The organism is Pontibacillus sp. ALD_SL1 (assembly GCF_017355605.1).
Genome location: NZ_CP062975.1, coordinates 210,136 through 231,246, shown reverse-complemented (window position 1 = coordinate 231,246; position 21,111 = coordinate 210,136). Strand labels below are relative to the sequence as shown.

The 21,111-nt window shown below is 43.1% G+C and carries 32 protein-coding genes; 17 read left to right on the top strand and 15 right to left on the bottom strand.

Annotated features, from left to right (window positions below):
* The first annotated feature begins 3 nt into the window (after positions 1–3).
* Positions 4–315, top strand: a complete 312-nt coding sequence (locus IMZ31_RS20295; RefSeq protein WP_207531352.1) for a DUF4306 domain-containing protein — start codon at positions 4–6, stop codon at positions 313–315.
* Between the two features lie 134 nt (positions 316–449).
* On the opposite strand, the gene IMZ31_RS20290 is transcribed toward IMZ31_RS20295, so the two are convergent.
* The gene (locus tag IMZ31_RS20290) at positions 450–2,159 is read right to left on the bottom strand and encodes an AAA family ATPase (RefSeq protein WP_207531351.1); all 1,710 of its coding nucleotides are present in this window, start codon (positions 2,157–2,159) and stop codon (positions 450–452) included.
* Between the two features lie 127 nt (positions 2,160–2,286).
* Between IMZ31_RS20290 and IMZ31_RS20285 the strand changes: the two genes are divergently transcribed.
* Complete coding sequence (locus tag IMZ31_RS20285) at positions 2,287–3,333, top strand: L,D-transpeptidase (RefSeq protein ID WP_207531350.1); 1,047 nt, start codon at positions 2,287–2,289, stop codon at positions 3,331–3,333.
* Between the two features lie 15 nt (positions 3,334–3,348).
* On the opposite strand, the gene IMZ31_RS20280 is transcribed toward IMZ31_RS20285, so the two are convergent.
* Together IMZ31_RS20280 and IMZ31_RS20275 are read right to left on the bottom strand one after the other, a co-directional pair.
* Complete coding sequence (locus IMZ31_RS20280) at positions 3,349–3,522, bottom strand: hypothetical protein (RefSeq protein ID WP_207531349.1); 174 nt, start codon at positions 3,520–3,522, stop codon at positions 3,349–3,351.
* Between the two features lie 159 nt (positions 3,523–3,681).
* Positions 3,682–4,485: an NAD(+)/NADH kinase gene (locus IMZ31_RS20275; RefSeq protein WP_207531348.1), complete on the bottom strand. Its 804-nt coding sequence runs from the start codon at positions 4,483–4,485 to the stop codon at positions 3,682–3,684.
* 130 nt (positions 4,486–4,615) lie between these two features.
* Between IMZ31_RS20275 and IMZ31_RS20270 the strand changes: the two genes are divergently transcribed.
* The gene (locus IMZ31_RS20270) at positions 4,616–4,885 is read left to right on the top strand and encodes a hypothetical protein (RefSeq protein ID WP_207531347.1); all 270 of its coding nucleotides are present in this window, start codon (positions 4,616–4,618) and stop codon (positions 4,883–4,885) included.
* Positions 4,886–4,905: 20 nt separating this feature from the next.
* Here the strand turns inward: IMZ31_RS20270 and IMZ31_RS20265 are convergent, their stop codons facing one another.
* Positions 4,906–5,505 carry an SH3 domain-containing protein gene (locus tag IMZ31_RS20265; RefSeq protein WP_207531346.1) on the bottom strand — a complete coding sequence of 200 codons (600 nt, stop codon included), beginning with the start codon at positions 5,503–5,505 and terminating at the stop codon, positions 4,906–4,908.
* Positions 5,506–5,623: 118 nt separating this feature from the next.
* Between IMZ31_RS20265 and IMZ31_RS20260 the strand changes: the two genes are divergently transcribed.
* Both IMZ31_RS20260 and IMZ31_RS20255 read left to right on the top strand, forming a co-directional pair.
* On the top strand, positions 5,624–5,980 hold the full coding sequence (locus tag IMZ31_RS20260) for a S1 RNA-binding domain-containing protein (RefSeq protein WP_207531345.1): 357 nt from the start codon (positions 5,624–5,626) through the stop codon (positions 5,978–5,980).
* A gap of 113 nt (positions 5,981–6,093) precedes the next feature.
* The gene (locus tag IMZ31_RS20255) at positions 6,094–6,297 is read left to right on the top strand and encodes a hypothetical protein (protein ID WP_207531344.1); all 204 of its coding nucleotides are present in this window, start codon (positions 6,094–6,096) and stop codon (positions 6,295–6,297) included.
* A 24-nt stretch (positions 6,298–6,321) separates the two neighbouring features.
* Here the strand turns inward: IMZ31_RS20255 and IMZ31_RS20250 are convergent, their stop codons facing one another.
* Positions 6,322–6,609: a hypothetical protein gene (locus IMZ31_RS20250; protein WP_207531343.1), complete on the bottom strand. Its 288-nt coding sequence runs from the start codon at positions 6,607–6,609 to the stop codon at positions 6,322–6,324.
* A 94-nt stretch (positions 6,610–6,703) separates the two neighbouring features.
* On the opposite strand from IMZ31_RS20250, the gene IMZ31_RS20245 reads away from it, so the two are divergent.
* Entirely contained in the window at positions 6,704–7,129 is a 426-nt protein-coding gene (locus tag IMZ31_RS20245) for a hypothetical protein (RefSeq protein WP_207531342.1), read from the top strand.
* 85 nt (positions 7,130–7,214) lie between these two features.
* Positions 7,215–7,832 carry an ATP-dependent Clp endopeptidase proteolytic subunit ClpP gene (gene clpP, locus IMZ31_RS20240; RefSeq protein ID WP_305849415.1) on the top strand — a complete coding sequence of 206 codons (618 nt, stop codon included), beginning with the start codon at positions 7,215–7,217 and terminating at the stop codon, positions 7,830–7,832.
* Positions 7,833–7,869: 37 nt separating this feature from the next.
* Here the strand turns inward: clpP and IMZ31_RS20235 are convergent, their stop codons facing one another.
* Positions 7,870–8,379, bottom strand: a complete 510-nt coding sequence (locus IMZ31_RS20235) for a hypothetical protein (protein ID WP_207531341.1) — start codon at positions 8,377–8,379, stop codon at positions 7,870–7,872.
* Between the two features lie 131 nt (positions 8,380–8,510).
* Between IMZ31_RS20235 and IMZ31_RS20230 the strand changes: the two genes are divergently transcribed.
* The 5 genes from IMZ31_RS20230 (at position 8,511) to fliL (ending at position 11,768) form a co-directional block, all read left to right on the top strand.
* The gene (locus tag IMZ31_RS20230; protein ID WP_207531340.1) at positions 8,511–8,738 is read left to right on the top strand and encodes a hypothetical protein; all 228 of its coding nucleotides are present in this window, start codon (positions 8,511–8,513) and stop codon (positions 8,736–8,738) included.
* Positions 8,739–8,872: 134 nt separating this feature from the next.
* A complete protein-coding gene (gene ytxC / locus IMZ31_RS20225; RefSeq protein WP_207531339.1) occupies positions 8,873–9,553 on the top strand; it encodes a sporulation protein YtxC in 681 nt (226 codons plus the stop codon).
* Between the two features lie 119 nt (positions 9,554–9,672).
* A complete protein-coding gene (gene motA / locus IMZ31_RS20220) occupies positions 9,673–10,467 on the top strand; it encodes a flagellar motor stator protein MotA (RefSeq protein ID WP_207531570.1) in 795 nt (264 codons plus the stop codon).
* 2 nt (positions 10,468–10,469) lie between these two features.
* Positions 10,470–11,225, top strand: coding sequence for a flagellar motor protein MotB (motB, locus tag IMZ31_RS20215; protein WP_207531338.1), 756 nt, complete (start codon positions 10,470–10,472; stop codon positions 11,223–11,225).
* Positions 11,226–11,327: 102 nt separating this feature from the next.
* A complete protein-coding gene (fliL, locus tag IMZ31_RS20210) occupies positions 11,328–11,768 on the top strand; it encodes a flagellar basal body-associated FliL family protein (RefSeq protein ID WP_207531337.1) in 441 nt (146 codons plus the stop codon).
* Between the two features lie 32 nt (positions 11,769–11,800).
* On the opposite strand, the gene IMZ31_RS20205 is transcribed toward fliL, so the two are convergent.
* A complete protein-coding gene (locus IMZ31_RS20205) occupies positions 11,801–13,111 on the bottom strand; it encodes an FtsZ/tubulin family protein (RefSeq protein WP_207531336.1) in 1,311 nt (436 codons plus the stop codon).
* A 13-nt stretch (positions 13,112–13,124) separates the two neighbouring features.
* Positions 13,125–13,484 (bottom strand): hypothetical protein, encoded by a 360-nt coding sequence (locus IMZ31_RS20200; protein ID WP_207531335.1) that lies wholly within the window; start codon positions 13,482–13,484, stop codon positions 13,125–13,127.
* 567 nt (positions 13,485–14,051) lie between these two features.
* On the opposite strand from IMZ31_RS20200, the gene IMZ31_RS20195 reads away from it, so the two are divergent.
* The 4 genes from IMZ31_RS20195 (at position 14,052) to IMZ31_RS20180 (ending at position 16,640) form a co-directional block, all read left to right on the top strand.
* Positions 14,052–14,951, top strand: coding sequence for a DUF6884 domain-containing protein (locus IMZ31_RS20195; RefSeq protein WP_207531334.1), 900 nt, complete (start codon positions 14,052–14,054; stop codon positions 14,949–14,951).
* A 31-nt stretch (positions 14,952–14,982) separates the two neighbouring features.
* Complete coding sequence (locus IMZ31_RS20190; protein ID WP_207531333.1) at positions 14,983–15,141, top strand: hypothetical protein; 159 nt, start codon at positions 14,983–14,985, stop codon at positions 15,139–15,141.
* 111 nt (positions 15,142–15,252) lie between these two features.
* Positions 15,253–15,486: a hypothetical protein gene (locus IMZ31_RS20185; RefSeq protein WP_207531332.1), complete on the top strand. Its 234-nt coding sequence runs from the start codon at positions 15,253–15,255 to the stop codon at positions 15,484–15,486.
* Between the two features lie 368 nt (positions 15,487–15,854).
* Positions 15,855–16,640, top strand: a complete 786-nt coding sequence (locus tag IMZ31_RS20180) for a DNA-methyltransferase (RefSeq protein ID WP_207531331.1) — start codon at positions 15,855–15,857, stop codon at positions 16,638–16,640.
* Positions 16,641–16,666: 26 nt separating this feature from the next.
* Here the strand turns inward: IMZ31_RS20180 and IMZ31_RS20175 are convergent, their stop codons facing one another.
* The 5 genes from IMZ31_RS20175 to IMZ31_RS20155 form a co-directional block, all read right to left on the bottom strand.
* Positions 16,667–17,380 (bottom strand): hypothetical protein, encoded by a 714-nt coding sequence (locus IMZ31_RS20175; protein ID WP_207531330.1) that lies wholly within the window; start codon positions 17,378–17,380, stop codon positions 16,667–16,669.
* A 104-nt stretch (positions 17,381–17,484) separates the two neighbouring features.
* Positions 17,485–17,946 (bottom strand): hypothetical protein, encoded by a 462-nt coding sequence (locus tag IMZ31_RS20170; RefSeq protein WP_207531329.1) that lies wholly within the window; start codon positions 17,944–17,946, stop codon positions 17,485–17,487.
* Positions 17,947–18,035: 89 nt separating this feature from the next.
* Positions 18,036–18,470: a hypothetical protein gene (locus IMZ31_RS20165; protein WP_207531328.1), complete on the bottom strand. Its 435-nt coding sequence runs from the start codon at positions 18,468–18,470 to the stop codon at positions 18,036–18,038.
* A 229-nt stretch (positions 18,471–18,699) separates the two neighbouring features.
* Positions 18,700–18,873, bottom strand: a complete 174-nt coding sequence (locus tag IMZ31_RS20160; protein ID WP_207531327.1) for a hypothetical protein — start codon at positions 18,871–18,873, stop codon at positions 18,700–18,702.
* 97 nt (positions 18,874–18,970) lie between these two features.
* Positions 18,971–19,243 (bottom strand): hypothetical protein, encoded by a 273-nt coding sequence (locus IMZ31_RS20155; RefSeq protein ID WP_207531326.1) that lies wholly within the window; start codon positions 19,241–19,243, stop codon positions 18,971–18,973.
* A gap of 151 nt (positions 19,244–19,394) precedes the next feature.
* Between IMZ31_RS20155 and IMZ31_RS20150 the strand changes: the two genes are divergently transcribed.
* Positions 19,395–19,559 (top strand): hypothetical protein, encoded by a 165-nt coding sequence (locus IMZ31_RS20150; protein WP_207531325.1) that lies wholly within the window; start codon positions 19,395–19,397, stop codon positions 19,557–19,559.
* 24 nt (positions 19,560–19,583) lie between these two features.
* Here IMZ31_RS20150 and IMZ31_RS20145 read toward each other — a convergent pair whose 3' ends face one another.
* On the bottom strand, positions 19,584–20,453 hold the full coding sequence (locus tag IMZ31_RS20145) for a hypothetical protein (RefSeq protein WP_207531324.1): 870 nt from the start codon (positions 20,451–20,453) through the stop codon (positions 19,584–19,586).
* A 129-nt stretch (positions 20,454–20,582) separates the two neighbouring features.
* A complete protein-coding gene (locus IMZ31_RS20140) occupies positions 20,583–21,044 on the bottom strand; it encodes a hypothetical protein (protein ID WP_207531323.1) in 462 nt (153 codons plus the stop codon).
* Between the last annotated feature and the right edge of the window lie 67 nt (positions 21,045–21,111).

Sequence of the window (21,111 nt, the reverse complement as noted above, 5' to 3'; positions counted from 1 at the left end):
TTTGTGAACAAATGGTGGGGATTGTGGTGGATTTGTATACCTCTGTTCTTCCTGTCCTACGGGTATTCCATCTCCATCGCAAGTAAAATTGCTTATTTACCTCAATCAGAATGCAAGCCAAAATTTATTTTCACGCCTCAAGATGTCCAGTATTGTAGCGATATATATGCAATTGATGTGGTTTTAATTGCCTTAAAGACAAACCCGATTATGTATATCTCAGTATTGACGGGGCTTTATTTAACGGGATTCATCGTTTATGTTTCCATGAGAAACATACGAAAAAGGAAGTCTTCGAACGGAAGGGTGCGCTAGCTGTATCATTCTGATTCGTTCCCCATTTGTTAACGGGTTCAGAACACTAGAGACACAGCAACAAAAACAAGAGGTCCAATTCTTATGTGAATTGGACCTCTTTGGTTTGGGTTCCTGAATAGTATTTGAAGATGTTATGTAGTCAGACAGGCTTCAATGTCATCGCCATTAATGGTTTCCTTTTCCATAAGCGCTTCCGTGATCTTTTCTAACGCCTCTTTTTGCTCAGTCAAAATGGTTGTCGCTCGGTTTATCGATGCTTGAAACAGGTCCCTGCGCAAGGTTTCTTCCTCTCTTCTTGAAAACGGCAATTGAAAGCCGTTATGTTTCATCCCAATCTTGACCATATGGTCGAGGTAGCGTTTAGCGGTTTCCACATCTCCGCCAACCCCGATAGAATGCTCACCGTAAATCATTTGTTCTGCGAGACCACCAGCCAGACATACCGCTATTTCATCGATCATTTCTGCTGTGGTTTTTAGATCCATGTCTTTTGGTATGGGAGCCATGAACCCGAGCGCTTCTCCCCTTGGAATAATCGTCGTTTTTCGGACAGACTTTGGTTTTGTTATGATTTGAACCAGGGCGTGTCCTGCTTCGTGATAAGCGACACGTTTTTTAATCTTTTCATCGTGTATCTTGCGATTGGCCGTTCCAAGCGCGGCTGTATCAAGGGCATGGTGAATATCTTCCATATCAATCGTCCCTTTACCTGATAACAGCGCCTTTTTGGCAGCGTTATTAAACAGGTTTTCGATGTCAGCACCTGTAAATCCTGTCGTGCTCTGGGCGATAACCCCCAAATTCTTTTTCACGTCCCCGTGGAGTTTTTTGTTCCTTGAATGGATATGAATGATTTCTGTACGCCCCTGTAAATCTGGAAGTCCGATTAATAACTTCGAATCAAAACGTCCAGGACGCAAAATAGCGGGATCAAGCATATCAATACGGTTGGTGGCCGCAATGAGGTAGACGTCTTCGTTGTTATCTACCCCGTCCAGTTGAGCAAGGAGCTCATTCAGCGTAGCTTCCCGTTCATCATTTCTGTTTCCGCCTTCGCTTCGTTTTGAAGCAATAGAATCAATCTCATCGATAAAGATGAGAGCTGGAGCGTTTTTTCTCGCCTCTTTAAACAATTCTCTCACCCGTTTCGCTCCCACTCCGACAAACATTTCCACAAAACTTGAACCACTCATCGGATAAAACTGAGCCCCGAGAGAATTTGCCATCGCCTTGGCTAACAGGGTTTTTCCTGTTCCAGGCGGTCCATATAACAAAACGCCTTTTGTGGCTCGAATGCCCAGGGCTTTGGCTTCTTCCTTTCGCTTCATAATTTCAATCATCTGCAAGATTTCTCCCTTCGTTTCAAGGCCTAATCCACCCACCTCTTTCATGGTGGTCGCGGGGATAGAGGATTGAACAATACTTTTTTTCACCATATCCTGAGGCCCTCCGATCCCTTTTTTCTGAGCTCTGATCATAAGAATAACCAGCACGATAAGAAAAACGGGGAGAGCGAATTTAAATACCGTTTCCAGGAAATTGACGTCTCGAACGTAAGTATAAGAAAGAGGGAACTCTTCCAGTTTTTCAGCAAGAACATCTGAATGAGGAGGAAGGGTTGTCTTGTAGGTCGTTTCTCCTCCGAGTAAATAAGCCGTCCCTTTTTCGTAATGAAGGATCTCTCGTCCTTCTTTTCCTTCAGAAAGCGTCATTTTCTCTAAAAATGCATGAAGGCTGATCGTTTCGGTTCCATTCGGATTCGGAGTCGTCATTGAACCAAAGATGCCCACCAGAATAATAGCCAAAAAGCTGTACAGTAAAACCCTTTTCCCTTTATTCAACTCGCATCACCTTCTCTTTGAAAACATTCATTAGTTTACCGTTTTTTTGCAGGGGGTCAAGTTATCACTACCTTTCCTTAATTTTGTTGTTTCCCTTGTGCCTCTAAAAAAGAAAGGATGGTTTTGGATGAAAAAAGATCATGTTATTGAAGTCATTCCGCACGTTTTTTTATCCCCATCAGACAGGGGGTTTTATCGTAAATACCTTCATTACCGTCCACATGACACGTCTATGATGATTCAGTACGCACGTGTATTACAAGATAACGGAAACATGAAAGAAGCGGAAATGTGGCTTCAAAAAGCAGCGGAACGCGGATCCACAAAAGCCTTATCCGCTCTTTCGAACCTGCGCGCCCTCTCTCGTCCTTCCCCGCAGCCCTCTTACAGGAAACGGAGCATAGGATTGGTGGTATTCCTGCTGGCCCTCTTTCTTTTTATAGGCGTCCTCATCGGAACACACTTCCATTCATCCTGGTATAGGACCTCCCACCAGACTCTGTCAGCCTATGAGGATCCGACCGTTACGGACGAGGAGTTAACAGTCGTATCCAATGCCCTTATGAGGTATCATCAACAGAACGGCCGCTACCCGTATCAGTTGAACGATTTGGTTTCCCCCTTTCCTTATAACTATTTATCCCACACCCCTGAATCTCTTTACTACACATCCTCAGGAGGAAGTTATACCCTCACTGCTGATAATCGAATGATTACAGAAGAGGACATGAAACCTCTGTCCATCTATGTATCAACAGAAAGTCGGCTTCTTTATGTTCGAAAAGGGAAAACCATTCTGGCGTCCTATCCTGTTTCAGTGCCGCGAAGTGGAACACCGATCCCTTTCCAGGAAACCATTGTTACGAAACGGGTCGCATTCCCAAATGGAGGGGAGGGGGTTCTTGGAACAAGAGGATTTGAACTGGAGGAAAATATCGCTATTCATGGCACTGATTCACCCTCATCCATAGGAAGTGCCGTTACAGGAGGCTGCATTCGTCTTTCTAACGCTGATATCGAGAACGTATTCCCTTACATTTCGATCGGGACTCCTGTAACAATAGGGGAGGAACCTCTTACCTCTGAACCTTTACATGGGAGTGGGCTCCCTCCTCTTTCCACGCCTTTTACAGATCATGACCGAACCGAGGAAGTTTTCGCGTGGAGAGAATAAACGAAAAAAATGACCCTACGAAAGAGCCATTTTCTGATTAAGCGATTTGTGAAAGTCAGCGAGAGAGGTTTTCTCGTCATAAGTATCCAGCTGGTTAAGCATTTCCTGAAGCAAAAGGACGGATTTATCATTCCCTTCGCACGTATGAACCTCTTCAATCTTTTCTTTAAACCGATCGATACGCTTCACCCTGATCACCTCCGATAGTTGTTATTAGTGTAATACAGAAAGAGTCTCTCAAAATAAAAAATCCTCCTTTTTATCGAGGAGGATTTTTTATTTGCTTTAGATACTTTTTAATTTTCCTGGCTTTTTTACTCAATACGATAAGTGGTTTCATGGTTTACTTTATTCATTATCCAATATTTTATGACGGAGATGTTCCAGGGGATTGAATCGTTTTGAGCGCAAAATACGAATGGTTTTTTCTGATTTGCGAATATCAATGTACTGAATAGGCGGGGTATTCGGAACCCTTCCGTCACAGCCCACCACAAAGGAACGTCTTTTACGGCTGTTTGGGAAAATGGTGATCTCTGCATCATTGCTGAAAAGGATGGGGTGATGAAGAGAGAGGTATTCTTTTGAATACATAGGAGCAATGGCGGTCATTTGCATGAAACCGTCTACTCCGAGTGCAATGGCGCCCCCAGCACTCATATTATAGGCCGTGGAACCGAGCGCTGACGAGAGGACGACCCCGTCTCCGTAAATTTCCCCGATGTCTTCATTATTCATTTGAATGCGTAAATGCATAGAAGTTACAGCCGTTTTGCTGAGAGCTTTTACAACCACATCATTGATAATATAATCCGTTACCACACCCTCGTCTGTTACCATATCCACTTCGTAAATCGGATACTCCTGAATCCAGTAATCTCCCTTTTTTAGCATCGTGATAAATTGATCAATGTCCTCCATCTTGAATTCAGAGAAAAAACCAAGGTTCCCCGCGTTAAATCCTACGAATATAGGATTCTCATCCATTCGTTTCCTCGCGGCAGATAAAAAGGTTCCGTCTCCTCCGATGACAATTAAGAGATCTCCGTTTCGAGACGTATAAAACCCACTTTTTTTCAAACGTTCTGCCATATACTCCCGTTTACTGGGATTATCTTTTATGTAACTGTTGTAGATACTAATTTTTCTCACGTGATCCACACTCCTCTATCTACCTATTTTTACGGATCATGCCGTTCCCCTTTATTTTATTTTTGGGAAGGAGAACGTTTTTTTTAGTCTAAATGAATTCGAAGATAACGAAGGAAAGGAGGGGGAACATATGGACAAGCGTCAGGTTCCTTTTGAAGATCTTATAAACGAAATCAGGACGGTCAGTTCAGAATTTCAATCCCATGAGGACAATCCAGAATTGTTACTGCTGACAGAAGAGGAAGGGGAAAAGATGATCCGTTCCATTCTGAGGGTTACGAATGAATTTTTAGGGCAATTTGATTTTAAACCAACCACAGAAGAAGCGGCCCTCGATGGTCTGTCAGATGACGAAGAGGAAACATTCGATGAATATGCTATGTATGATGATTTGGATTAATAAAACCGACATTGTCGGTTTTATTTTGTGTAGGCGGATGCGATCCAGCCTGTGAGCGTTCCGTATTTCACTTTGATCCACTCGTGTTTTGTTCCCTGTTTCGCCTCTTCAAGAATCAGTACCTTGTTTCCGCGTTTTAATGTACCCACGATTTTTTGATCCAGCGACGGTCCGCTTCTCACGTTAAGAGAATCAACCGATACGGTGACATAGGATTTTTTGGCTGCTGGCTCCTCTTTTGGCTCTTCTTTCGGTTCTTCTTTAGGCTCCTCTTTTGGCTCTTCTATTACCTCTTCCTTAGGTTCTTTCTCAGGCTCCTCTTTCGGTTCTTCTTTGTTTTCTCCCATTAAATCAAGAAACGTTTTCTGAGTTTCTTCCACGTTCGCCATGCGTTTCTGGATATCCTCGATCTGTCCTTTGAAATTGTCCACTTCATCCGCTTTTTCTTTTACCTCTTTAAGGGTTTCTTTCAGGACCTCATTATCTTGTTGATACTGCTGGCGTGTTATGGCGTTTTTTTCCTGATCCCCTTTTCCTGTAACAATGTACAGAGAAATGAACAAAGAAGCAAATGAAACAACCAGTGTGATCAGAATCAATCCCAATGAATGTTTTTTCAATTTTCCCACCTCGCTCTTCAATTCTTTGTACACCCTATTGTTTTTTCGATTTTTGTAAAGGATTTGAATCTTTTTTTACAGAAGACTTAAGGGAAATTGCTAAGGGGGTTAGAAAGGCATGCCAAAATTTGGCGAGATTACGACGGGTAAAGTCATAAAAATTTACAACAATGCCGCACTGATCAAGCTGGACGATGGTTCAATAGGAAAGGTCCACATTAAAGAAGTAGCCCAGGAATTCGTTAAAAATATCAATGACTATCTACAACTTCAGCAAAGTGTCCGTGTCAAGGTCATCGGGAAAAGGGACGGGAAAATCCAACTTTCCATTAAAAAAGCGGACCCATCGATCATTTTTAACAACCAGGTTGAGAAATTCATGAAAGAAAGCGGACGCAGACAGGCGGAACTTCAAAAGAATAAGGACCGCAAACGTAATGGCGGCAAACGAAAAAAAGATCCAAACCAAAAATAAAGAGAGCATCAGGGTGCCTCTTTGGCCCGATCCTCTTTTTTCATCGTCGTTAGCGAAGGATACCTCTTCCAAATCTCTGATTTGGTGGGGGTAGTTGACTAGGAGGTGGTGGAATGAGAAAGCGTACATTCTTTTTATTATTCGCTCTTTTCTTTCTGGCAGCCTGTGAGGATGAGAAGGCACATACATTTTGGTCAGATGCCACAATTGAAGCGACAGAACGGCTAGACGACGCTCACATCCCTTACGAAATAAGGGGAGAGGAAATATGGATTCCTGAAGAAGAAGCCGAAAGAGCCGTCCTTTGTTGTTCATAAGAAAGACCCAGGATCAGGGTCTTTTTACATTGAAACTTCCCCTTTTTTCGTCCGAAAAGGATACAAAAGATAGGACCGATCCCTCAGCAACCCAACAACTAACCCGATCCCCCCGAATCCGACAATATAAAGAAACCAATCGGGTTTCCACTCAACAGCCAACCCTGCAAGGGGAAGCCACCAGGCGGCTTTTGAGAGGAGAATGAAAAAGGGACCCTGAAACGACCCATTCACCGAACAATAAATGCCTGACTGACGAAACGCTCTCGGAATAAATAATAAAAATACAACAATCAACCCCGTTGACCACATGTTCATTCCTCCTTTTCTTTCTTTTTTTGAAAGATTGCCTTTTTCCCTTTCTCGGACTACAATAAAGCACCACATGAAGTAAGGGGGGGGTATCGTGATCCTATATTTTCTTATTGGTTTTACCCATAGCGGCAAAACCTTTTATCGGGAACAACAATCCTGTACACCTTCTGTTGACACATCCTCCCTGCTGAGCGGGATTCACAGGGGAAAGGGAGCACCTGTCCTTGATGGGACCATCTTGTTATCCCTGCTAGAAAATGTACTGGAGGCATTCGATAACGAGGAAGCTCTTCTTTTGGAGGGGCCTTTTTTAACGAGAGAAAACCGCGTCACGTTTACGGATTACATGAAAAAACGCGGCCATTCTGTTCATTATATCTGGATAGACCCCCCGATATCTCTCATCCTCTCTCGCATGAAAGACAGGGACGCAGGACTTAAATTGAAGCAGGAGGTACCTCTGTTTGATTTCCCTACAATGGAAGAAGGAGCAGAGCGCATCCATTATATGATTTAACAAATAAAACCCGTTCTTGCATTGTCTGTCGGTCTGTACATTTCTATAATAAGTGTACAAATTTGAAATTGTAGGAGGAAACGTTATGAATATGCAACCATCAAGCTTTATCATTCCGACGGTCATTGAACAAACGAATCGAGGGGAACGAGCTTACGACATCTATTCCCGCTTGCTCAAAGACCGCATTATTATGTTAGGAAGCGCCATTGATGACAACGTTGCGAATGCCATTGTGGCTCAGATGCTTTTCCTTCAGGCGGAAGATCCTGATAAGGACATTTCGTTATACATCAATTCGCCAGGAGGGAGCATCACAGCAGGTATGGCGATTTACGATACCATGCAGTTTATCAAACCCGATGTCAAAACGATCTGCATCGGCATGGCAGCTTCTATGGGAGCTTTTCTCCTGTCTTGCGGCGCTAAGGACAAGCGTTACGCCCTTCCAAACGCAGAGGTTATGATTCATCAGCCACTCGGGGGAACGCAAGGACAGTCAAAAGATATTGAAATCCACGCCAAACGAATCGTCGGCATGCGGGACACGCTTGAGCGCATCATGGCCGAGAACAGTGGTCAGGATCTTGAGCAAATGCATAAGGACTGTGATCGTGATTACTTCATGACGGCACAGGAAGCAGCAGACTACGGAACGAAGGGTCTGATTGACCACGTTCTGACCCCGCAAAAACAATCCTAACAAAAGAAAAGGTTGCCTAGGGCAACCTTTTTTGGTTTTAAAAGTTGTTCGCAACAGGATCATTTCCGTATATATGATTTGCTGCGTCTTCTTTTTTCTCGTCATGGTTTTGTTTTTCTGTATCAGACTGATTCAGTTTATTTATTTCCGTCAACACTTTCTTTTTGCGATCAGCCAATCGTATTTCAGTTTGGTTGATCTTTTCTAATTTCCTTTGAAGGTGAGCTTTTTTTGCTTCATCTTCTTTTTTCTTTTTCTCCTTCTGAACAAAAGAGAAATCCTCCCAAAGTCCAGAAATGTCTTGCGCTAGGATGATGTCATCTTTAATCATTTTCAATTGTTTACGTATTAATTTTGTTCCTTGTTTGTATAATTCCTTGTAAAACATCTCATATGCAGATTCTCGTGCGGGAATATTGAACTCTTGTTCGCCGATTGGATCGAACAAGATATCGCGAATGTGTTTCTCTTCTCCCAATGCTCCCTCTTCCACAATACTCTTGGCCAGTTCATGAGCTGTTTTTTTGTACATCACGTCTTTAATCATCGTGACATCCCTCCATATACTGTTTTGGTTTTTCAGATGTCATTATAATGTTTTTTTATATTTTGTGTATCTTTTTCTTCAGAAAGTCATAGGATAGCATCAAGAAGAAAAAACAAGGGGGAAACAACATCATGAAAAACGTGGAGAAAACATTAACCCAAAAAGGCTTTGCACTGTTAAGTGAGAAGGAACAATTCCTGTATTACCAAAAGGAAAAGGATACCGAACAAATATGTATCGTTTATGATAAAAAACAAAAAACCATCCGCTCGATGGACACTTATACCTTAGAAGGCGGCAACATGAACATCATTAGCCACAAACCAAGTCAATTCCAGGACGTATTGAGAACGAGTTAACCAGATCCGATTACGGATCTGGTTTTTTTCTATTTCAGGGCGGACCATGCAGCATGAACGTCAGGAAGAGAGCGCACACGTTGTTTTAAAGGACACGTCCCTGTCAGGGTGAACCATTAGGGGAGGTGATGTCTATGTTTACGGTGCTCCTGATGGGAGAGCGTTCGGATATGCTCCAGTACATAAAAGAACAAAGGAAAACGGGAGAATTCGCTTCCTATCCCTCTTTTGAAGAAGCCATTCATTCGTTATCAGTTTTTTTTCTCCAAACCCTTTGTACAGAGATTTTAAAAGAGATATTAGGGCCAGAATACAGGGAGGAGAAAAGGGATGAGTACACGTTATATATTCCTTCATCTTCATCGGAAAAGTCATTTGAAATGATACTCGCACATGTTCAGTCCTCTCTTCAAAGAGAATCTTCCCTCCATATGGATGGTTTTTTTACATTTCGGCTCAAAAATGCGAGACGAATGATTCGTGAAGCCATTCAGGAAGGACTCCATCCATCCATTTGTGAAAAGGAAACACACGCCTCGATTCAATCTGTCAAAGAATCCGTTACGACGAATCCGAAAAGGGAAGAAGTGGTTTTCTTGCGTGTTCAGAGGGAAAAAATCTCCTTATTCAGCAAAGAGCATGTGTATCTTTCTGAATCCCCTGAACAGGAGGATGTGGTACTCGGTCACCTCATCTTGCTTTCCCCGAAACGCGTTCATGTGATCGGAGATCCTGCCTGTATAAGCGAAGAATCAAGGCACATCCTCTCCCAGATCTGGGAAGACAATATTACATTTTTTGCTCACAAATCATGAGGAATACTTTAATCCCCCTGAACGTAATGCGTTCACGCAGGGATTCTTTTTTAAAGGAAAGCCCCTTCACTCGCTTAACTCTTTTAATGATCTAGATCATTTAAAAGAGGTGATGCGCTATCGATAAAACGTCGATATTTGGTTTAATTATAGGGTTTGGTGCTTTAATTGGAGGGTTGATGTTAAAGGGGTCAGATCCGAGTGTTCTCATCAACCCTGCCGCTCTCGTTATTATTATGGTAGGTACAGCGGCCTCCCTGTGTATCGCATTCCCAGGTTCTGAAATCAAGAAGTTTCCAACGCTTTTAAAGATTGCATTCACAGAAGAAAAGCGCATTCCAGAGCGAGAACTGCTTCCTGTCTTCGTAGAATGGGCCAGCATTATCAGACGGGACGGGATTAAAGGGATCGAAGAACAAATGGACACCATTCAGCACCCTTTTTTGAAAAAAGGGGTAGACCTCATTATGGAAGGAAAGGATTCTCAGGAACTCAAAAAAATCCTGGAAGAAGATTTAGAAGCAACAGAAGAGCGTCATCATGGGTTTGCTTCCATATTTACCCAAGCAGGCACGTATGCTCCGACTCTCGGAGTGCTTGGCGCGGTCATGGGATTAATTGGTGCATTAGGTCACTTGGATGATATTGAAAAGCTCGGCTACTCCATTGCCGCTGCGTTTGTGGCGACCCTTTACGGTATTTTTACGGGGTATGTGCTCTGGCATCCGATGGCCAACAAATTGAAACGAAAATCTCAAACGGAAATTGGGACGGGGTATTTTATCATAAAGGGGTTAACGTCTCTTCTTGAAGACGGATCACCTCTCATCGTAGAGCAAAAACTAAAACCACTCCTGCCGTCGAAAGAGAGAGATTCTCTTCAGGCCAAACCGACTGAGGCAGAGGAGGGGTAAGAATGGGGCGTAAAAAAAGGCACGAGGAACACGTTGATGAATCCTGGCTGATCCCTTACGCGGACGTTTTGACACTTCTCCTTGCCCTGTTCATTGTCTTGTTTGCCTCGAGTAACGTGAACGAAGGAAAGTATAAAGAGATGGCCGCAGCCCTTAACAATGTGCTGGCTGGAGGCGATAATGTCCTTCAATACACCGCAACGGTTCCAACAGAAGGTAGAAACGATTGGGTCATTCCTGATGATGCGGATAATGCGGATCAGATGCAGGAAGAGCTGAACGCTTTAAAAGCTGTACAGGAACGATTAGATGATTTCATTGAAGAAAAGGGACTGGAATTTAGTTTAGATACGGATCTGACGAAAAAAGGTCTTATGATCACCATTTTAGATGAAGCCTTGTTTGAATCAGGAAGCGCCGTTGTAAAACCGAACGCGAGGGAACTTGCAGAAGACATATCAGAACTTCTTGTATCGGATCCACCGAGGGAAATTCAGGTATCAGGTCACACGGACAACCGACCGATCTCGACGTTTCAGTACCGTTCCAATTGGGATTTAAGTGCGATGCGAGCGATCAACTTCATGCGCATACTGGAAAAGAACACAAACCTTTCCCCTCAGCAATTTTCAGCCTCAGGATACGGCGAATATCATCCAGTAGATACCAACAGCACAAAAGAAGGGCGTCAGAAAAACCGACGCGTAGAAGTATTGATCCTACCCACGATTTCTCTTGATGCGGCCGTCGTTCAATAAAAGCCCCGAATGGGGTTTTTTTGTGAGGGAAGAGAAAAGGTCCCGCATTTCTTGCAAACCCATCCCTTTTTCATATAGTGGTTCGGATTAGGAGGGATACGTATGAAAAAAGGACTGATCATCGGGATTGTCGTGGCCCTGTTGCTTGGGGGTGGAGGTTTTTTTGCCTGGAAAACGTTTCTGGCTCCGAAAGAAGAAAAAGAAGTGGAAAAAGAAGAAGAAGTTTTAAGCCCAGAGGAAATTAAGAAGCTGAAGGTGGACCTCCCGCCTGTTGTAACCTTCCTCGATGAAGAAGACAGCCATAACGCTAACGTTGCGGTTACGGTTCAGTTATCGGATGAAGAAACAAAGAAGGAATTTGAAGTGAAAGCCTCAGCGATGAAAAGTTTGCTGATCTCTGTGTTAAACAGTTCAAAGCTTGAAGATTTGCGTCACGCGAAAGGGAAAGAAGAGCTTGAACAGAAACTTCTTGAAAAAATGAACAAAAAGCTCGATCATGGTGAAATCAAGCATCTGTATATTACGGATTACCGAGTCCTATAAATAAAACCCTCCTGAATCAGGAGGGTTTTCTATTAAATGTTTAAATCAAATAAACTTTTCTTTTGCTTCGGTGTTTCTGAACTATCGTTCGTGGAAGGGCTGTCACCAAAGAGGGACTTTTTCTCCTCTTTTTCTTCTTCTTTTGGTGCTTTGAAGGAAGAAAGTTTGGCGAACACACTGTCTTCTTCTTCTGTTGCTTCTTTTTGCAGACGTTCCAAACGGTCGTTTTCCTCTAAAAGCTCCTCTACACGACTCGGCAGACCAAGACCTGCAACCATGCCGTAGAAATGCATCTGCTGGGCTTTGTTGTCGATGTAATACGATACAGGTTTTTCCTGAGCACGAGGTACAAGCTCTTCCATCATATTTTCAAGCTGACTGTGGAAGGAAAGCTGATACATACGCTGGGCTGTTTTGTTATTGGCTAACACACTAAGGGCCGCGCGTTTTCCGTTTCCGATGTTGTATCCTGATGAGAGAACACCGTCGTTTAAACTGTCACGGATATCATTCAAGTAACTCAGTTCATTTCCAAGGTCCACTTGAGACGGTTCAAGCATCGCACGGGAAATATGAACAACACCTGGCGTTTTAATCATGTTTTCAAACTCTGATGAGTCAAAGTGATTCTCCCCGTACGGAGAAAAGCTTGACGTGACCGTATTTAACTCATGTAGCGTCTGAGCGATGTAACGGTTCGCATATGATGCGTATTCTTTCATGGAGATGTTCGGGTTCTGTTCCATGCATTCATTATATAACTTGTTGTTATCGACGATAATAATAGATCCAAGCGCTCCCATAGCACCAGCAATTTCCTGCAAACGAGACAACGCATTCTGGAAGACTTTTGATCCTTCACCGTTACGAGGCAGGACAAGGATCAGGCCGAAACGACCTTCATACCCATTTTGATACAGGGCGTCGATCGCCTGAAGAACACTTCCTGTTCCTGTTCCGCCACCAAGACCGCAAACGACCCACAGGAAATCACGATTTTGCAGATGGCGTTCGACATGCTCAATGAAGGTTTGCTTATGTTCAACGAAAGCTTTCTCACCTATGTTAATATCGCGCCCTGCGCCTTTTTCATACCCTTTTAGAGGAAGAGGGACGATTTGATTATTCTGGTAATCTAGCTTCTCGAAATCTTGTGTATTGGTATTTACGAGTAAACCAGAGTAAGGATAGTAATTATTCGTCACACCCGTTCGAATGCTTGCGCACTCTGCTGCAATGGCACATCCGCCCATGCCTAAACCAATGAAGCCAAATTTCATGGATAGGGTTAAGTCACTTCGTTCTGTTAAACTAGGATTCTTAGGAATTTGCAATTGTCTCATAGGTTCCACTCCTTTAGGTTTGATTGTGCAGTTCTTTTTCCTGAATATACTGGAGCAACTCTCGGCCAAACTTCGATAGACGAAACACACGAACGCGCCCAATTTCTTCAACATTAACCAGTCCAGCCCCCTCAAGCTTTGCGGCATACACATCTAATACGTGCCGTGATCCGATGAGTGGTTGTTCTGGATTTTCAGGCGTTTCGATTCCTTGCTCCACCGCTTTCTCATACAATTTATTCGCATAATCCATGAGTTGCATCTTACTCGGGGAGCGATCGAAATTATGCTCGTACTTCGCCAGTCCAAGCAACATGTAGCGATTATCGTTTAATCGGTCCGCGAGGAGTTTCATGATATCATCTCGTTCCATGACTGCCTCCTTTACTGATGCAATAATGGGTTCGCTATTGCATCCTTTATTGGTGCAATACCATTACACCACACGGGAAAACATTCCGTCAAATGATAAATGTACCAAAAAGAGTGCTTATTCGACGAAAGAAGGGGGCATTTCGAACGATTCCGCCTTTTTCATTCCAGAAAAAAAGACCCTAAACAAGGTCCTTGTTCTTCGTCGATCCACTGTCCATAATACCCGTATCCAACACTCATAAGAACACCATCCTCTTCTTCTGGCATGACTCCGAACCAGGGAGCCGTAGCTCTTGTTTCTCCGTCTTCTGTTTTGATAGAGATTTTTTCTCGCGTGTAGTTGGCTTCTTCCGAGTGGTCCTGTTACCTTATGTGCTACCCCTGTATGATAATCAATGGTCCGCGTTCGGTTTTCCATAGTCCATCCCCCTTTCTGGTTTCCATTTTTTCCATCGTACCACGTTGTGGTAAAAATTGGAGTTTAGTCGATGGTGTCTATTTTTTTAGCCAAATTTTGGATCCTTCCGCTATAATGGGAGAAAACCACGAAGAAAGAAGGGGTCTTATGCACACGATTTTTCTCTTAGCTGAATCGAAGGAACGGAAATCCGTCCCTATGCCTGCTTATGCATTTTATGTTGGGCGGAGGAGCACTTGGACGAATAAGGCGCTTGAATACCTGCGGGAAAAAGGAGCAGCAAAAGAATCGATCTTTTTCCTGTCCCCTGTTCAGGAAGCGCTTTTCCGTTATGATGAACCCGTGGACCCCTATCCTGTCCCCGAAAAGGCCCCAAACGGGGCGAAACTGAACACGTTTGCAGCACGGGTTATAAATGAGCTTATCAGGATGAGGGAGGAGGATGAACTCTTCGTCGAACTTCATGTGAACAAATCTCTGTCTGCTGCTCTTTGCCCTTTATTAAAGAAAGAAGGAATCTCGTACCGTATCATCGGCGAAGGCAAACGGCTCGGTGAGAAACTGGAGCACTACGATGAATTAATCGCCGAAGAGAAAACGAAAAAGAAGTACCGCGACCTTCGTGAGGGAAAATTTCTGTTTTTGAAGGACACCTCTTTTGAGACCTACGAGGAAGCTGAAACGCTTGTCACTCAATACGAAACGAAAGCTTCTCTCATAGGGATCACCGAAGAGCTGGGAGAAGTGAAGCATCTCTTAAAGAAACGGTACCAGCGTGAAAAAGATGCCCGAAAAGCAAAGAGGGAAGCAGAAGACGCGATCAATGAAGAGGGGCATGATGACCTTCTGCGATTTATCGAAAGCAAGCGAACGATCGCTTCCCTGTTTCAGGACACGGAGGAAGTACAAGAGATGAAGCGCCGTTTCCCGAAAGCCTTAAAAAAATACACGCGCTACCTCATCAAAGAGAACTATGTCATCCAAACGGAAAACAAGATCCACGAAGCAATGATGCGCCTTCAGATTTCGTTGTTAAAGGCAGGGTGAATCAAAAATACCAACATATGGAGGGTCTGTTATGGGGAATATTGTTGAAACGATATCGTTAGAATGCGGGTGTCAGCGTTGTGGGAAGATGTGGGAAAGTCACGAAGAGATGGTCAAAGACCAACATGTTGAGTGTGATTTCGATTACGATCAGATGATCTACTTTCATCGTTGCAAAAAAGACGAATAGTGAAGGGTGACACAAAACAGAAAAATAATGCATTAGATTTCATGAAAAGGTATAATAAACTGATAAAAAAACGCCATAAACATGTTGCGTCATATTTGAGGAGAGAATAAAATGATATCTAACTCGGAATTGTGGAAACTAGCAGAAGTGAATCGAATTAACAGAGGCGATGTTTTCATTGATCAAGATGGGAATGAGATGATTTTTACAGGAAAGGCATTCCAAGTATATTTCACAGAGAAAGATGAGAGGTATGACTATGTAGGGATGTGCATCGGTGACGAATGGAAATTTTCTCATAATGACATGGCAGAACTTGAAAAGCAAACGAAAGAAAGACGTTAAACGTAACGTTGTGCATTTTTAAACATAACGACTAGACAGTTGTTATGTTTTTTTATTGTTTCCCTTATGTCATTCTTGGAGATCTTAGTTTTTTCTGCTTTAAAAGGACGTTTTTTGGCTCGCAAACCCACAATTTCCCTATATAATAAAGGGGAAACAATCGAAAATAAAGGTGGGATAAGGATGTACAACCAATACCCTTTTCTCATAAGAATCTTTCCTTATTAAAGGTGTGAAAGGAGCCTGTGAGTCCATTGAGGCCGCTCCTCTGCTGATCTCCCGTCATCGGGAAAAGTAGCCGCAAGAAGGAAACGAAAGATTCCTGCCTATTCCGTTATCGGACTCTGATACGGAACTGAGGGATTCTTATGAGAGAGAATACCATTTATAACTGTGATTGTGTAACGGGCATGCAGCAACATATTGAGGATGAAAGCATTGATTTAACGGTGACGTCACCGCCCTACGATGACTTGCGTACCTATGATGGATACTCCTTCGATTTCGAGGGGGTTGCAAGCGAACTCTACCGCATCACAAAACCTGGTGGCATTGTCGTGTGGGTGGTCGGAGACCAGACGCACAAGGGTTCGGAATCAGGAACCTCGTTCAGACAGGCGCTCCATTTTAAAGACATCGGGTTTCGTCTTCATGACACGATGATTTATGAGAAAGACAGCATCTCTTTCCCTGACAAAACACGGTACTATCAGGTTTTTGAGTACATGTTCATTCTGTCAAAAGGGAAACCGAAAACGTTTAACCCGATACGGGACCGTAAAAACAAATGGTACAACGGAAAGAAGCATATTAAAGGCTCGTATCGAACGGCTGAAGGGGAGAAAAAACGTCACAACAAACAAAACCTTCTTCAGGAATACGGGGTTCGTTTCAACATCTGGCGCATCCCGACAGGATGCGGGAAATCCTCGAAAGATCCATTTGGTTCCAAACATCCTGCCATTTTCCCAGAACGTCTGGCGGAGGATCACATCCTCTCCTGGTCCAATGAAGGCGACATCGTCTTTGATCCGTTTATGGGAAGTGGAACAGTCGCTAAAATGGCGAAACAGAATAACCGACAATATTGCGGATTCGAGATTTCAAAAACGTATCACGAAATCTGTCAGGATCGGCTGCACACACTCCTGTAAAAAAAGCTCTCCCTAAGGAGAGCTTTTTATTGTTGGGACGCTTTCTTCATTTCAACCTCTTCATAAATCTCACCAGCTTCTTCTGGGGATATGCCGTATCGTTCTGCCGCCATTTTGGCAAGTAACGGGTCGTGGATGTCAGGATCATATCCTCCATCTTCCTCAATCAGGGTTTCATAACCGAATCGCATGTACTCGTATACGCTTGCTTTATCCACCCCTGATTCCGTAACACCGTAATCGGTTTCCTCTTCCTCTTCTTCTAAATGAACCCTGTACATGGGCTCTTCATCTGCGTATATATAATCCGTAATCATATCGGTATCCGACCATAACGCTCCATACGTATGTTGATCGGTAGACACGTTCATTTGCACAATCTCGCATATAGGGCCTCCGCACTCCATTTTGGGCCCCTCCTGATCCAAGCGCAAACCTGCCTTTGTGATGAGGTCGTATTGGCGTCGAGGCTCCAGGGTATCAAATTCCTCTTTCACATCAAGGTTCAGGGTAATATCGTAGAACACATACTTCTCGAAGGGAATGGCCTCCAGTTCCGCACGAACTCCAAGGACGTAAGGAGAAAGATCCGTATCATCAATAAGCCCTTCGATCGTGTCGTTCAGCACCGCCTCATCCAGTTCTTCCTTTTCACTGCACCCTACCATGATAAAGATCAACAACCCCAACAAGATTCCGATTCTCACCATCATCATCCCTTTTTTGTTTGATAATTCCATTATAATCCTGAAATGAGAAAAAGGGATGGATATGTAGAATTTGTCGAGCGTGTTATTGCTGATTTCTATAATAAAAGCCGCAAGCTGCGGCTTTTATTAGGTATTTATGAAGCTTTTCTTTTGTACTCCTGCTCGATCTCTTCAGCCAATTGTTGCAACTTTCTCATTAACGCTTCATCGTCTCGCAAAAGATATGGGGAAAGTCTGAATTGATACAGAACGTTCGATTGAAAAAGAAGTGTCAGAACCTGTTCGCCGTCGTGGGAAAACACGCCTTCTCTTTCGTTGTTTCTTATTTTTTCATCATCGTACTCCACACCAAATTGCGTATGCAGGAATTCATTCGCAAACTCTTCCACAGCATCAGCAGCTGCCCAAAATACAATTTCTTTCATCAGTTCTTGCTGTTCTTCTGGATAGTCATCCAATCCTTCAAAAAAGGAAGCAACGTTTTCTTGTTTTTCATCCACCGCTGAAGGGAGGGGAGTTTCTTTTAAACGTGCTTTAAAAAACGTTTCGATGTCATTTACAAACGAATTCATAACTTCTTCCGTTACATAAATCATATTTCTGTCTCCTTTACTCATGGAATTCTTTCTACTCCCATTGTAGGTCATAAAGAAGAGATATGCCTTTTTTTTAACCCTTTTTTGGATTAGGGATTCGTAAGTTTTTGGTGTAAGCTTTCGTTCCCATCAGGGTTTAACACCAGCACATCCATCTTTCGGGGTCCGAATAACCGTTCGTTCTTCTGATAAACGAACTCCATTTTTTCACCCCACTCCACAGAAGATAAGGGGACTTCAACGGTTCTTCTGTTGCCCTCCTCATCCTTGAACGTGACCTCAATCTTCTTATCCTCAACGAGACGTTTAGAATAGACCGTGTCCGAATAGAGGCGTTCAGACCCAGCGTAAGAGGCTCCATCGACCACGAATGCACCTATGATCCCCATTACCCCGATCACACCGACTCCAAATAAAATGCTAGCCCCTCGTTTTTGTTCACTGACATAGAAGGAAGAACCCATCAGTCCTCCAAATACCGTTAACCCAATCCCTGCTAGTAACCACAGCAATCCAATTCCCATAGGAACACCTCTTCTTATAAGATTTTCCTTATTGTAAGAGACAATGAATGGAAAAAGGAGAGGGGATAAAGAAAAACCATCACGACTGTGATGGTTAACGCGTGTTATCCGTTTCTTCGAATTGTTGAATGTCTCCTTCGTATACCTGTTCTTTTGTCCCGTATGGAAAAAGAGTGCTACTTCGTGTTTCCTGTAAATCCTTGTATGCAGCCCGAGGTAATTTCTTTAATTAATCAATAAGGACTTGATCATCTGATTCTGCATAAGCCACTTCTATTTGATCTCCATCCATGCCATTCCCCTCATTTGTAACGATATGAAGTAAATCTTGATCAGATGTTTGCATAAGCATTTCTTTTAATAGCTCTTCTACTCCAAACTCTTTTGTTTGAGCTTCTTCCAAGTCTTTCTTTGAAACATTTAGCTTTATTGTTCCATGGAGTGCGAAGGTAACGTTAATTTTTTTTTAAACTCTCCATAACTATCTTCCTCTCTTCTTGTTATTTGTTTATTTCGCTTCTTGCTTTTTCAACCAGGAGGGAGGAAAGATTCTCCTCGTTTAATGCTTCTTGAATCTGATCCGTCATGTCGTTGAAATGAAAACGTAGTTTTTTGAGCCAATCTGTTGGGGTGGCCCCTGCCACATCCACCAGGAGTCGACGCTGGGCGTTTATTTCTTCTCGTAACAGGATCAATTTCGCGTGCTTTCTTTTTCCACTCACCGTTTTCAAGGCATCCGTCAAACGCCTCGTGTTTTCCTTTATAACAAGCATCCTGATTCCTCCCGTTATGGTTAGTGTAAAGTGGTTTATCCTGTTGCTGCTTCTATTATAGCAGGCTGGTTGGGTTCTCTACGGAAAAGTTCTTGCTTTTTCTGGCGAATGGTTTATGATCTTTCCAATCTAAGAAAAGGGAGCTGATCCCATGAACGAATTTTTGGAAATTTTCCAAACGCTGATGGAATTTATGACGGATGTGCCGTATTCCGATGCCCCTGAGTCGGTTGATCCTGGTTTATACAAAGGGAACCCCTCTGTTGAAGAAGTCGAAATCATTCGGTCAGAAGGGATACGAATCAACATCCGTTAGCTCTCCTATGAAAAAAATCGCTCATCACTGAGCGATTTTTCGATTGTTATAGTCTTGGTTATTTTTTGATGGCAACGTTTTGGGTTTTTTGGTGGGGGGCTGAAAGATTTTGTGTTCATTCTTCTTCTGATTGGAGATTTGGAAAGAAGTAAATTTGCTGAATTTTTGAAGTTCATCGCGGAGGGAATCGTTGGATCCTTTGTATTCATAGTGATTGATTCTTTTCAGCAAATGACGCTTGGTTTTAATGGCTCGGCGTCGTTGGCGAAGTTCTCGGTAATAGGAGATCGCGTAATAGGTTGTGACGGCGTTACAGGGCTGTTCGCACAAGTGTTGCTCCACCCATGCGAGTTCCTCATTGGTGTCGTAAAACTGATGTTTGCATGCGTCTAGTTCCCCTTGAATGTCTTCATACAGATTCTGTACCGTCGTGTCCATTTCAAGAAGGAGCGTGCTCATTTTCTCTTGGAACGTTTGGAACGTTTCGACGCAGGAAAACTCCTCCGATGAAATAGACTTTTCTTTTGTTTCTTTCATCACCCTTTTTTTTCCTTTATACAACACAGCATACCAGTCTTTCACTCTTCTGATATCGGAAATCAGGTCAAATGCAGGACATCCCTTTATGGAAGATACCAATTCTTTTGCGAGGGAACAGGATTCAGATATCGTAGAAAACTCCGATTGCTCAATATCGTGAATCACTTTCATATACTGTTTCCACTCTTCGCTCTCTCGGAGATCAGCTGAGATCCCGACGAGCTCCCGATAAACCTTGTGAGCTTCCCCTTTCTCCTTACCTGAAAGGGTTCCGTTTTCAATACGTTCATTCCATTCTCGTAACACTTCCACCTTAGCTGTGGTGTCAAAATAGGCCTGTATTCCATTATTCATGAATTCGTCCTCCTCGTTGAAGGTCTCTGATGCCCTGCTATTATAGCGTGGATTTGAACCCAGGTTATTAAACTATTGCTATTTTTATAGTAGAATAGAGATAAAGAAAAACCATCACAAATGTGATGGTTACAGGGTTAATTCGGTCTTTTCAAATTGTTGAACGTCTTTTTTATAGATGTCTTTCTCGGTGCCCTGCGGGAAGAAAAGAGCTACTTCGTGCTTCCCATAAATCCCTGTATAAAGACCAAGATAAACAGGGGCTGTTACACGTTCTGACAGGTCGGACGAAACCTTTTCCAAATGATCGCCAACCTCGACTTCATCCATAGCTTGCCATTCCTTTGAGTACCCGTCTTTCGTTTCCTTCCAGGTATCCGTGTCAACATGATCCACTTCATCTAAAACAAGCATGCCATACGTTTCTCCGAAACGAACGAGGTATTGGAGCAATCCTGTGTCCATCACAAGATTGTCATACCAATCATGCACATTAGATGGGATCGGGGCATGCCCTGTTTCCTCTCCCATTGAATTCAAGAGATACGTGAATCGGTTTGGGTGCAGTTTGTGAACGAGTGCTTCCATCATCATCTTCCTCTCCAGTTGTTTCATATAGTGTAGCAGGTTTAAGGGGAAGAAAGGTAAAAGATGAATC